General features: G+C 76.4%; 10 protein-coding genes. All 10 read left to right on the top strand.

The genetic code is table 11. The features are described from left to right. Window position 1: 1 nt before the first annotated feature. The 10 genes from ACZ6KO_RS03880 (at window position 2) to ACZ6KO_RS03835 (ending at window position 11,476) form a co-directional block, all read left to right on the top strand. The gene (locus tag ACZ6KO_RS03880) at window positions 2-805 is read left to right on the top strand and encodes an alpha/beta fold hydrolase (RefSeq protein ID WP_469299574.1); all 804 of its coding nucleotides are present in this window, start codon (window positions 2-4) and stop codon (window positions 803-805) included. Next, window positions 802-1,971, top strand: coding sequence for a glycosyltransferase (locus ACZ6KO_RS03875; RefSeq protein ID WP_469299572.1), 1,170 nt, complete (start codon window positions 802-804; stop codon window positions 1,969-1,971). Before ACZ6KO_RS03880 ends, ACZ6KO_RS03875 begins: the two co-directional genes overlap by 4 nt. 2 nt (window positions 1,972-1,973) lie before the next feature. Continuing rightward, window positions 1,974-4,241, top strand: coding sequence for a methyltransferase domain-containing protein (locus ACZ6KO_RS03870; RefSeq protein ID WP_469299570.1), 2,268 nt, complete (start codon window positions 1,974-1,976; stop codon window positions 4,239-4,241). After that, window positions 4,238-5,188 carry a galactokinase gene (locus ACZ6KO_RS03865; protein ID WP_469299568.1) on the top strand — a complete coding sequence of 317 codons (951 nt, stop codon included), beginning with the start codon at window positions 4,238-4,240 and terminating at the stop codon, window positions 5,186-5,188. Before ACZ6KO_RS03870 ends, ACZ6KO_RS03865 begins: the two co-directional genes overlap by 4 nt. A gap of 22 nt (window positions 5,189-5,210) precedes the next feature. After that, window positions 5,211-6,425, top strand: a complete 1,215-nt coding sequence (locus ACZ6KO_RS03860) for an alkaline phosphatase family protein (RefSeq protein WP_469299565.1) — start codon at window positions 5,211-5,213, stop codon at window positions 6,423-6,425. Between the two features lie 36 nt (window positions 6,426-6,461). Beyond that, on the top strand, window positions 6,462-7,736 hold the full coding sequence (locus ACZ6KO_RS03855) for an MFS transporter (protein WP_469299563.1): 1,275 nt from the start codon (window positions 6,462-6,464) through the stop codon (window positions 7,734-7,736). A gap of 156 nt (window positions 7,737-7,892) precedes the next feature. Next, window positions 7,893-8,474 carry a hydrolase gene (locus tag ACZ6KO_RS03850; protein ID WP_401452910.1) on the top strand — a complete coding sequence of 194 codons (582 nt, stop codon included), beginning with the start codon at window positions 7,893-7,895 and terminating at the stop codon, window positions 8,472-8,474. A gap of 158 nt (window positions 8,475-8,632) precedes the next feature. Further along, window positions 8,633-9,079 carry an SAV_915 family protein gene (locus ACZ6KO_RS03845; RefSeq protein ID WP_469299559.1) on the top strand — a complete coding sequence of 149 codons (447 nt, stop codon included), beginning with the start codon at window positions 8,633-8,635 and terminating at the stop codon, window positions 9,077-9,079. 16 nt (window positions 9,080-9,095) lie between these two features. Beyond that, window positions 9,096-10,448 carry a diaminopimelate decarboxylase gene (lysA, locus tag ACZ6KO_RS03840; protein WP_469299557.1) on the top strand — a complete coding sequence of 451 codons (1,353 nt, stop codon included), beginning with the start codon at window positions 9,096-9,098 and terminating at the stop codon, window positions 10,446-10,448. A 71-nt stretch (window positions 10,449-10,519) separates the two neighbouring features. Beyond that, a complete protein-coding gene (locus ACZ6KO_RS03835; RefSeq protein ID WP_469299555.1) occupies window positions 10,520-11,476 on the top strand; it encodes an SDR family oxidoreductase in 957 nt (318 codons plus the stop codon). Window positions 11,477-11,480: the final 4 nt, after the last annotated feature.

The raw sequence follows: 11,480 nt of genomic DNA, 5'->3' as shown, positions 1-11,480 counted from the left end.
CATGGCCGAGATCACCGCCAACTCCCTGCGCTTCCACGTCCAGCGGCTTCCCGCGCCGGCGGACGCCGATCCCGCGCGGCCCGTCGTCGTCTTCCTGCACGGGCTGGTCGTGGACAACCTGTCCTCCTTCTACTGTCCGCTGGCCCTGCCCGTCGCCCGGGCCGGTCACGAGGTCGTCCTCTACGACCTGCGCGGCCACGGCCGCTCCGAGCGGACACCCACCGGCTACGACGCCCGCTCCGCCGTCGCCGACCTCGTCGCGGTGCTCGGCGCGCTCGGTCTCGGCCACCGCCCGGTGCACCTGGTGGGCAACAGCTACGGCGGCACGCTCGCCCTGCACGCCGCGCTCGCCCGGCCCGATCTCGTCGTGGGCCTCACGCTGCTCGAACCACCCCTCAGCGGGGCGTGGGTGGAGAACATGGTGGACACCCTCTCGGCCGCCGCCCTCGGCCTGGAGGACAGCGCGGTCCCGGCCGAGCTGACCTCGCTGCGGCTGCGCAAGGCCGCCAACCTCACGGCGATCGCCGACGAACTCCTCAACCGGACCTCGCTGATCGACGACATCGCCGCCAGCCGGACCTTCACGCCCGCCGACTACGCCCGGCTGCACTGCCCGGTGCTGACCGTGTGCGGCGAGCATTCCGAACTGGTCCCGGGCGCACAGGAGTTGGCGAAGAACGCGCCGCGCTGCGCCCTGGAGATCCTGCCGGGCCTCGGCCACGACGTACTGAAGGAGACCAGTGGCATGCTGCGCGCGGCCGTCCTCGCCCATCTCGACGCGGTGACGGGAGCGCTGGTGCCATGAGGGTGCTGTTCGTGGTCCCGCCGCTGACGGGGCACGTCAATCCGACCGTCGCCGTGGGCGCCGAACTGGCCGCCCGGGGTCACGCGGTGGCCTGGAGCGGCCCGCCGGAGGCGCTGGCCCGGCTGCTGCCCGGGCACGCCCGGGTCCTGGCCTCCGGCGAGGCCGCCGGGGGCGGGTACGCGGCGCTGCACGACCGGTGGCGCGATCTGCGCGGGGTCGGCGCGCTGCGGTTCCTGTGGGAGGAGGCGCTGGTCCCGCTCGCCCGGGCGATGGCGCCGGGGGTCGCCGAGGCGGTCCGCGTCTTCGCGCCCGACGTGATCGTGTGCGACCAGCAGGCGCTGGCCGGTCCGGTCGTGGCGCGGCGGGCCGGTGTCCCCTGGGTGACGTCGGCGAGCACGTCCGCCGAGTTCACGCTGCCGTTCCAGGGGTTCCCGAAGGTCGGGGAGTGGGTGGCCGGGCAGATCGGCGGGCTGCTGCGGGAGCTGGGGTCCGACGGCGCCGACTGGGACCCGCGGTTCTCGGAGCGGCTGGTCCTGGTCTTCTCCACGCCCGAACTCGTCGGCGCGGGCCAGGAGTTCCCGGAACACTATGCGTTCGTCGGCCCCGCCTTCGGCTCCCGGCCGGCGGTGCCCGGGTTCCCGTGGCAGCGGCTCGACCCGGCCCGGCGGCGCGTGCTGGTCTCGCTGGGCACGCTCAACGGGGAGGCGGGCGGCCGCTTCTACGGGACCGTGCTCGACGCGGCGGAGCGGCTGCGCGACGAGGTGCAGCTGGTGCTGGCCGCGCCGGCCGCCGTGGTCGGCGAGGTGCCCGGCCACGTCCTGCTCCAGGAGCGCGTACCGCAGCTGGAGCTGCTGCCGCACCTGGACGCGGTGCTCTGCCACGGCGGCCACAACACGGTCTGCGAGGCGCTCGCGTACGGGTTGCCGCTGGTGGTCGCCCCGATCCGGGACGACCAGCCGATCGTCGCCCAGCAGGTGGCGGCGGCGGGTGCGGGGATCCGGGTGCGGTTCGGCCGTACCCGGCCGGAGGAGCTGCGCGACGCGCTGACGGCCGTACTCGACGATCCCGCGCACCGCCGCGCCGCCCGGCGCGTCCAGGCCTCCTTCGCCGCGGCGGGCGGAGCCGCCGCCGCGGCCGACCGGTTGGAGAAGCTCTCATGGGGATGACGGTGACGACGAGGTACGTGCCGGGCCGGGCGGTGCGCGCACGGCGCGCGCCATGGCTGTCGGTGGCCCTGCTGATCGGCCTCGGGGCGGGGACCGTGCGGGCGCGGCAGCGGCTGGCGGCGCTGCCGGTGCTGCCGGCGCCGGCCGCGGGCGCCGGCGGGACGGCCCTGCCGAGGATCGGCGGCTGGCGGCTGCTGACCGCCGACGGGGTGGAACCCGACCCGGGCACCTTCCTCTCCGCGTACGCGTACGCCGAACAGGAGGGCCTGCGCGTGCTGGACCTGGTCCCGGCGGACCTCGGGACGGAACGGGCCCTGGGACTGCTGCGGCTGCTGGACCCGGCCGCCTACCGCCGCGACCGGCTGGCGCCGGGGCGTGGTGCGGGGTACGCCGTCCTGGTCGCCGAGGAGGTCCTGGAACGCGCGGGCATCGACCCGGACCACCCGTGGCCGCCCGACCGGTCCCGGCCCTGGGCCGACCCTGTGGCCCCGGCCGACCCGGCGCTCGTCCCGGACCCCGCGGCCCCGGTGGGCCGGACCGGTCCTGCGGACCTGCCGACTCCGGCCGAACCGGCCGACCCGGCAGGCCTCATGGGCCCGGCCCGGGGCGCGGGACCGGCCGGTCAGTTGGTCCCCGCGAGCGCCACGGACGCCGCGCACCCGGGCCCGGCGGACGTGCCCGGCGCGGCCGACTGGGCCGCGTGGGCGCGGCAGGCGGGGCTCAACGGGCCGGTGGAGGCCGGGCGCGGGCGGGGCGTGCGGTGGGTGCGCGGCAAGGTGCGGGAGGTGGTGGTCCGGCGGGCGTTGGAGCGGGCTGCGGCCCACGCCGCCCACAGCGGACCCGGGCCGGCGGAACTCATGGCGCTGGTCGCACGGTTGAAGGAGTACGCCTCGGACGCCACCGGGATCGCCGTCGCCCCCGGGCTGCGCTGCGCCGGCGCCCGGGCCGGGGCGCGCGCCGAGGAGCTGCGGGCGCAGGGACTGCCGGCCGGGCCGCTGGCCGCCGCCCAGCTGGCCGGGCTGTCCCTGCTGACCTGGGCGGCCCTGCGGCAGGGCCGGTGGGGCGTGGCCGCCGCCGCGCTGTACTGGCTCCAGCCGTACGCCGTCCTCGGCGGACGGGGAGCCGGCGCCCTGCGCCCGGCCGACCTGGGGTCCGCGACCGCCGCCCGGCCGCTGCACTCGCTGGGCGCCGCCCTGCGCACCCGTGACCGTGACCGTGGCGTCGCGCAGCCCGCGGCGGCCACCGCCGCCGCGTACCGTGCCGAACTCGCCGACGGCACCGACCGGTTCCTCGAGCAGCGCCGCAACGACTGCCCGTGGTGCGGCGCGCGGCAGCTGGCCGTACGGGTCCGCGTGCCGGACCTCCTCCAGGGCAAGCCGGGCCTGTTCACCCTCGAGCAGTGCGCGGTCTGCGGGCACACCTTCCAGAACCCCCGGGTGTCCCTGGAAGGGCTGGAGTTCTACTACCGCGATTTCTACGACGGGCACGGCGGCGACGGAGCCGGGGCCGTCTTCGGACGGCTCGGCGACGCCTACCGGGCACGCGCCGAGATGCTCCGCCCGTACACCGGCGGCCCGGCCTCCTGGCTCGACGTCGGCACCGGCCACGGCCACTTCTGCAACGCCGCCCGCACCGTGTGGCCGGCCGTCCGGTTCGACGGCCTGGACATGGGCGACAGTGTCCGCGAGGCCGAGCGGCGGGGCTGGATCGGCACCGGATACCAGGGCCAGTTCCCGGAGTTCGCCGACAAGCTGGCCGGCCGGTACGAGGTCGTCAGCATGTACCACTACCTGGAGCACACCCGGGACCCGTTCGCCGAGCTGGACGCGGCGGCCGCCGTCCTCGCCCCGGGCGGGCTCCTCGCGATCGAGCTGCCCGACCCCGAGTCGAGGATGGCGCGGCTGCTCGGGCCGGCCTGGCTGCCCTGGTTCCAGCCGCAGCACCAGCACCTGGTGCCGGCCGCCAACCTGCGCGAGGCGCTGGCCGACCGGGGGTTCACGGTGCTGGCCGAGGAGCACGGCCCGGCCCACCAGGGCAACGATTTCTTCGGCGCGGTCGCCCTCACCCTGACCCGGCTCGCGCCCGACCCGGACAGCCCCTGGGCCGCTCCCGCCTCGCCGGTACGCCGGGCGGTGCGCCACGCCGTACGGGCCGCCGCACTGCCCTGCTTCGCCGTGGCCGCCGTCATGGACGGCGTCCGTACGGCCGCCGCCCACCGCGCCGACGGCGGCAACGCCTACCGGATGCTGGCCCGCAAGGACGCCCCGTGAGCGCCCCGGCCGAGCCCGACGCGGCCGGGCCCGACGCGGCCGGGCTGCTCGCCCGCCGGGCCACCGCCGACCCGCTGTTCCGGCTCGCCGCGTACGCGCTGGAGGCCGCGCACGGCCGGCCGCCGACGGCGGTGTGGAGCGCTCCGCACGCCTTCCGTCTGGGCTCGCCGGGACTGGTCGCGGCCGCCGGCTGGCCGGTGGCGGCGGCGGCCGCACCGCGCACGGACGGCCTGGTCCGGCTCAGCTCGCTCAGCCATCCCGCGCACAGCTGCGACCTGCCGCTGGCACTGTCGGGTCCGGCGCCCGCCGCACCGGACTGGGCCGCTCGCCCGTACGCGCTGCTGCGGGCGCTGGCGCGGGCCGGGTACGGGCGCGGGGGCACCGATCTGCACGTCCAGAGCTCGCTCACCCCCGCCGCCGGGCTGGCCACCGCCGAGCCCGCCGACTGCGCCGTGGCGCTCGCCGTGGCCGACGCCCACACCGGGACGGAGCCCGCCCGCGAGCACCTGGCCCGGCTGCTGGCGGGCGCGCTCCCGGACGGGGACGCGGCCCTGCGCCACGCGGTGCTCTTCGCCCGGCCGGGCCACGCCCTGCTGCTGGCCGCGGAACGCCCCGACCGGTCGTACCGCCCCGACGGGTCCGACCGCCCCGACCGGTACGTGGCGTTCGACCCATCCGCGGCCGGCTCCCGGCTGGTGCTGCTCGCCGTCCGCGGGGAGCCGGTGGCGGCGGAGCTGGCACGGGCCGTGGCCCGTGCCCGCCGGGCGGGGGCGATCAGCGTGTGGCCGCCCGGCGAACGGCCGGGCCGCAGCGTGCTGGTGCTGCTGCCGCAGGAGCGCGTGGCGGCGGTACGAGCGGCGGTCGCGGAGGACTTCCGCGGCCGGGGCCGGCCCGTACCCCGCTTCCTGAACATCGCCGTGGCCGGAGCGGCCCGGCGGGAGTCATGACACCCGAGGAGGAACACCACCCATGCCACCATCACCGAGAAAGCGGACCCGCTGGTCGGCCCTCGCGGCCGGACTGGGGGCGCTCGGCCTGCTGGGCGCGTTCACCGTGGCCAGCTCCCAGGCCGCCGAAGGCGGTCCGGAGCGGTCGCGGGCGGTCGCGGGCGCGGCGGCGCTGCCCTCGTACGACAAGGTCGTGGTCGTCGTCTACGAGAACAAGCAGTACGGCGAGATCATCGGCAGCGCCAACGCCCCGTACATCAACGGGCTGGCCAACGCCGGCGCGAGCCTGACCGGCATGAAGGCGCTGACCCACCCCAGTCAGCCGAACTACTTCAACCTCTTCTCCGGCTCCACCCAGGGCATCACGGGCGACGGCTGCTACACCCCGCAGTCGATGACCGCGGCCAACCTCGGCCAGGAGCTGATCGCCGCCGGGAAGACCTTCGCGACGTACAACGAGGACCTGCCGGCGGAGGGGTCGACGGCCTGCACCAACGGGCAGTACGCGCAGAAGCACAACCCGTGGTTCGCGTTCCGCAACGTGCCGCTGAACACGGGCAAGACCTGGGCGCAGTTCCCGCAGGGCAACTTCGCCGCGCTCCCCCACCTGTCGTTCATCGTGCCCAACCAGTGCAACGACATGCACTCGTGCCCGGTGGCGACCGGTGACACGTGGACCCGGAACAACATCGACGCCTACGCGCAGTGGGCGAAGGCCAACAACAGCCTGCTGGTGCTGACCTGGGACGAGGACAACTACCTGGGCTCGAACCAGATCGCGACCGTGTTCTACGGCGCGCACGTCAAGACGGGCAAGTACAGCACGCCCGTCAACCACCACCACCTGCTGCGCACGTTCGAGGACCTGTTCGGGACCACGCACGCGGGCAACGCGGCGAACGTCCAGCCGATCGCGGAGGTCTTCAGCACCGGCACGGAGCCGACGCCGACCCCGACGCCCACGCCGACCGCCGGTGATCTGAAGGTCGTCAACCCGGGCCCGCAGACCTGCAAGTTCAACCAGTCCTGCACCATCCAGATCACCGCCACCGGCGGCAAGCCGCCCCTGCGCCACACCGCCACCGGCCTGCCCTGGGGCCTGACCATCGACGCCACCACCGGCCGCATCAGCGGCAAACCCTGGGGCAGCGGCACCCTCCAGATCACCACCACCGTCACCGACTCCACCGGAGCCACGGCCACCACCACCTTCCCCCTCACCCTCACCTGGTTCTGACCCGGCCCGCACCGGCCCCTATCCCTGGAGAGTCACGTGTACCTGTCGGCCAACCGGGCGGCGGACGCCGCCCAGGGCGTTCCCGCGCCGGGCACGGCGCGGTGGCGCGGGCGCCGGGCCGTGCCCGGCACCGTCCTCGCGCTCGGGCTGGTCAGCCTGGTCACCGACGTCTCCGCCGAGATGGTCACCGCCGTCCTGCCGTTGTACCTGGTGGCCGGGCTCGGCATGACCCCGCTCGCGTTCGGCGCCCTGGACGGACTCCACCAGGGCGCCACCGCGCTCTTCCGGCTGCTCGGCGGCCGGATCGCCGACCGCACCCGGCGCCGCAAGCTGGTCGCGGGCGCCGGCTACGCGCTGTCCGCCGTGTGCAAGGCGGGCCTGCTCGCCGTCAGTACGCCGTGGACGGTGGCGGCGGTGCTGGCCGCCGACCGCACCGGCAAGGGCCTGCGCACGGCGCCGCGGGACGCGCTGATCTCCCTGTCCGTCCCGCCCGGGGAACAGGGGCGGGCCTTCGGCGTGCACCGGGCGATGGACACGGCGGGCGCCCTGCTCGGCCCGCTGGCCGCGTTCGGCGTGCTGTGGGTGGCGGTGGACGGCTACGACGCCGTGTTCACGGTCAGCGCGTGCGTCGCTGTTCTGGGCGTGGTGCTGCTCGCGCTGTTCGTACGGGAGGCTCCCGCGCCCGCCGCCCGGGCGGCGGGCCCGCGGCCCCGCCCGGCCGCCGCGCGCACCCTCGTGCGGATCCCGGGCCTGCGCCGGCTCTGCCTGACCGCCGCCCTGCTGGGGCTGTTCACTGTGGGCGACGCCTTCCTCTTCCTCCTGCTCCAGCGGCGCCTGGACCTGCCCGCCGCGCAGTTCCCGCTGCTGCCCGTCGGGGTGGCGGCGGCCTTCCTGCTGTGCGCGGTGCCCGCCGGGCGCCTGGCCGACCGGCTCGGCCGGCACCGGGTCTTCCTCGGCGGGCACCTGCTGCTGATCGGGGTCTGCCTGCTGCTGGTGGTGCCCGTACCGGCCTGGCTGCCCCTCGTTTTCGTCGTGCCGGCCCTGCTGGGCGTGTTCTACGCGGCCACGGACGGGGTCCTGATGGCCGCCGCCGGGCCGCTGCTGCCGGAGGAGCTGCGCACCACGGGCCTGGCGCTGCTCCAGACGTGCCAGGCGCTGGCCCGGTTCGCGGGTTCGGTGCTGTTCGGGGCCGCGTGGACGCTGTGGGGGCCGGACACCGCGCCGGCCGTCGCGGCGGCCGGGCTGCTGGCCGCGCTGGTCACGGTCGCGGCCACAGGGCGCGCCCGGTCGGGAGACCGGCGCCGCCGGTGACCGCGACCGGTCCGGCTCCGGCCGTCAATCCGGCCACGCGCGGCACGCAGCCGCGATAGTGGGCCCGCGGCACGCCGGCCACCCGGCATGCCCGGTAAGCCCCCGGCCCCGCACCGCACGACCGCACCGCACCCGTACCACCCCTGTGGAGTCCCCTTGAGCACCCCGCTGACGCTCGACGCGCACACCGCCCTCGTCCTCATCGACCTCCAGGAGGGCATCCTGGCGCTGCCCACCGCCCGTCCCGCCGAGGAGGTCCTGGCCCACGGCGTCGCGCTGGCGCGGGCCTTCCGGGCGCACGGGCTGCCCGTCGTACGGGTGAAGGTGGAGTGGTCCCCCGACGGCGGCGACCGGCCGCCCGCCGAGGTGGACCGGCCGGGCCCGGCCGCCGCGCCGCCCGCCGCGTTCTCGGCGTTCCCGGCCGCCCTGACCGACGGCGGCGCCGGCGACCTCGTCGTCACCAAGCGGCACTGGGGGGCGTTCACCGGCACCGAGCTCGATCTGCAGCTGCGCCGGCGCGGGGTCCGCCGTATCGTCCTGGCCGGCATCTCCACCAGCGCCGGGGTGGAGTCCACCGCCCGCAGCGCCTGGGAGCACGGCTACGGTCTGGTGTTCGCCGAGGACGCCACCGCCGATCTCGACGCGGACTCCCACGCCCACACGTTCACCAAGATCTTCCCCCGGCTCGGGCTGGTCCGTTCCAGCGCCGAGGTGATCAAGGCCCTGGGTCCCGTATGAGCGACGTATGGGAGCCGTCAGCAAGGGGGGCGAAGCCGTCAAGTCTGCGTCAGGGGCCGCAGCGGTGCGGGCCCGTAGGGGCATAGCGTCACGGCAGGCGCGCATCCGGCCGGTCCCGGCCGCAGCCGCCGTGACCACGTCCGCCCCAGGAGGACCGCATGACCGCGCACGCCCGCGCCGACGGCGCTGAACCCTTCGAACCCGGCCCGGCCGGACCGCTCTACGTCCCGGTCCGGCCGGGTCCCGCCGGGTACGTCACCCGTTTCTTCCGCACCCCGCCCGGGGCGCGCACCGCCGTCGGGTTCACCTCCCGCGAACGGCTGCGGGCCACCCTCGGCGACGACCAGCCCTGGATCCGGCTCTCCGTGCCGGCGCTGCGCGCCCTGGCCGCCCCGCTGGGGGTCACCGCGCTCACCGTCGACCCGCAGTTCTCCGCCAAACAGCCCGCCGCCTCCGCGGGGGCGGTACGGGGCCCGGCGGCCCCCGCGTCCGCGCCGGCACCCGTGCCCGCGTCCGTGCCTGCGCCGCCGCCCGTACCGGCCCCCGTACCCGCCGCGGTACCGGCCCCCGTACCGGCCGTCGCCCCCGTCCCAACGGCCCGCTGAGCGCGAGGAGAACGCCATGACCGCCACCCTCGACACCCCGGGCCCCGCCGGCCCGCTGCCGGCCGCCGACACCGGATGGCTGGGTGTCTGGCCCGCCTCGGCCCGCCCCTCGGCGGACGGGGACGTCAGCGTCGCCGGGGTCTCGCTGGCCGAGGCCGCCGATCGCTTCGGCACCCCGCTCTACCTCCTCGACGAGGAGGAGGTGCGCGGCCGGTGCCGCGCCTACCGCGCCGCCTTCCCGGGGGCGGACGTGCTCTACGCCGCCAAGGCCTTCCTCTCGCGGGCGATGGTCCGCTGGATCGAGGAGGAGGGGCTCGGGCTGGACGTGTGCTCGGCCGGCGAGCTGCTGCTGGCCTTCGCCGCCGGTTTCCCGGCCGAGCGGATCGTCCTGCACGGCAACGCCAAGAGCCCGGAGGACCTGAAGACCGCCGTCCGGCTCGGGGTCGGCCGGATCGTCGTCGACAGCGCCTCGGAGATCGCCAGGATCGCCGCCATCGTCCCGGCGGGCAGCCGCCAGCGGGTGCTGGTCCGCGTGGTGCCCGGAATCGCCGCGGGCGGGCACGCCAAGGTGCGGACGGGCACGGACGACCAGAAGTTCGGCCTGTCGCTGACCGACGGCTCCGCCCAGCACGCCATCGGCCGGATCCTCGGCCAGCCGGCCCTGGAACTCATGGGCGTGCACTGTCACATCGGATCGCAGATCACCTCCGTCAAGCCGTACGTCGCGGCGGTCCGCCGGATGGTGGGCCTGCTGGCCCGGGTCCACGAGCAGCACGGCGTCGAGCTGCCCGAACTCGACCTCGGCGGCGGCCACGGCATCGCCTACCGGCCCGGCGAGCCGGAACTCGACGTCCCCGCGCTGGCGGTCCGGGTCCGGGCGGAGCTCGCCGAGGGCTGCGCCCGCGCCGGGCTCGCCGTGCCGCGCCTGACCGTCGAGCCGGGCCGGGCGGTGGTCGGCCCGGCCGGCGTCGCGCTCTACCGGGTGCTGGCCGTCAAGCGCACCGGCGAGCGGGTCTTCGTCGCCGTGGACGGCGGGATGAGCGACAACCCGCGGCCCGCGCTGTACGGGGTGCGCTACGCGCCCCGGCTGATCGGCCGGACGTCCGCGGCCGAGCAGACCGAGGTCACCGTCGTCGGCCGGCACTGCGAGGCGGGCGACGTCCTGGCGGAGTCGGTGTCCCTGCCCTCCGACGTCCGCCCCGGCGACCTGCTCGCCGTCCCGGCGGCGGGCGCCTACCACCTGTCGATGGCCTCCGGCTACAACCTGGTCGGCCGGCCGCCGGTGGTCGCGGTGCGCGACGGTGCGGCGCGCACGCTGGTGCGCAGGGAGTCGCTGGAGGACATGAGCCGGCGCGACGTCGGCCTGTGACGTCGGCCGAGGAGGCCGTGTCGCCGACGTCCCGTCAGGTCCCCGGGCCCGGCCGGGCGTAGGGTCGGCCCATGCCGAAGACGCAGCCAGCAGCACAGCCGGCGCCGGCCGGGCCGCGCGGGACGCTCGCGGGCCGGGTCGCCCTCGTGGCGGGGGCGACCCGGGGGGCGGGCCGGGGCATCGCGGTCGAGCTCGGCGCGCAGGGCGCGACCGTGTACGTGACCGGCCGCAGCACCCGTACCCGCCGCTCGGAGTACGACCGTCCGGAGACCATCGAGGACACCGCCGACCTGGTCACGGCGGCCGGCGGGCGGGGCATCGCGGTGGCCGTCGATCACCTGGTGCCCGAGCGGGTGCAGGCGCTGGTGCGGCGCGTCGACGCCGAACAGGGGCGCCTGGACGTCCTGGTGAACGACATCTGGGGCGGTGAGCGGGCCTTCGAGTGGGGCAGCACCGTGTGGGAGCACGACCTGGAGGGCGGGTTGCGGCTGCTGCGGCGCGCGACCGAGACCCACATGATCACCAGCCACTTCGCGCTGCCGGTGCTGCTGCGCCGTACGGGCGGGCTGGTGGTGGAGGTGACCGACGGCACCCGGGCCTACAACGACGCCCACTACCGGGTGTCGTTCTTCTACGACCTCGCCAAGGCGGCCGTCCTGCGGATGGCCTTCGCCCTGGGCCACGAGGTGGGGCCGCACGGGGCGACGGCGGTGGCGCTGACGCCGGGCTGGCTGCGCTCGGAGATGATGCTGGAGAACTACGGGGTGACGGAGGAGAACTGGCGTGACGCCACCCGCACCTCGCCGCACTTCGCGATCTCCGAGACCCCTTCGTACGTCGGCCGGGCGGTCGCGGCGCTGGCCGCGGACCCCGGCCGCGCGCGCTGGAACGGGGCCTCGCTCTCCAGCGGGCAGCTGGCCCGGGAGTACGGCTTCACCGACCTCGACGGCAGCCGCCCGGACGCCTGGCGCTACCTGGTCGAGGTCCAGGACCGCGACCTCCCGGCGGACACCACCGGCTACCGCTAGGCCG

The organism is Streptomyces sp. NPDC042102, from assembly GCF_055582305.1.
Note: the sequence above shows the minus strand (reverse complement) of the source record. Positions and strands in the feature narration are given on the sequence as shown.